Consider the following 295-nt stretch of genomic DNA (forward strand, 5'->3'; position numbering starts at 1 on the left):
GGTTTACTGTTTTTGTCGTTCGTTATTTTGGTATCGACCACAGGTGCAGGTGTAATTGACACACGCTCTTCTTGCCCATTATTAATTTCACAACCTGATATAACCATGCTGCTACTGAGCACACATAAAATAGCGATTAAACGCAAGCGCATGTTAATTAACTCCTAGATTTTTTGTTATGGGAATTTTAATTGAAAACCGGCAACCATGCGGCTCGTTATGCTCAACAGTAAGTGTACCTCTTAGCTGTTCAACAGATTCTTTCACAATAGTTAAGCCAAGCCCACTGCCTTGC

The 295-nt window shown here is 40.3% G+C and carries 1 protein-coding gene; it reads right to left on the reverse strand.

All coding sequences use genetic code 11. The features are described 5' to 3' along the window. Positions 1 to 153 precede the first annotated feature (153 nt). The coding region (locus tag AAEY88_RS12810) for an ATP-binding protein (protein WP_350562992.1) at positions 154 to 295 on the reverse strand (142 nt) is incomplete at its 5' end.

Source organism: Psychrobacter sp. CAL346-MNA-CIBAN-0220 (genome assembly GCF_040309805.1).
In the GTDB taxonomy this organism is placed as follows: domain Bacteria; phylum Pseudomonadota; class Gammaproteobacteria; order Pseudomonadales; family Moraxellaceae; genus Psychrobacter.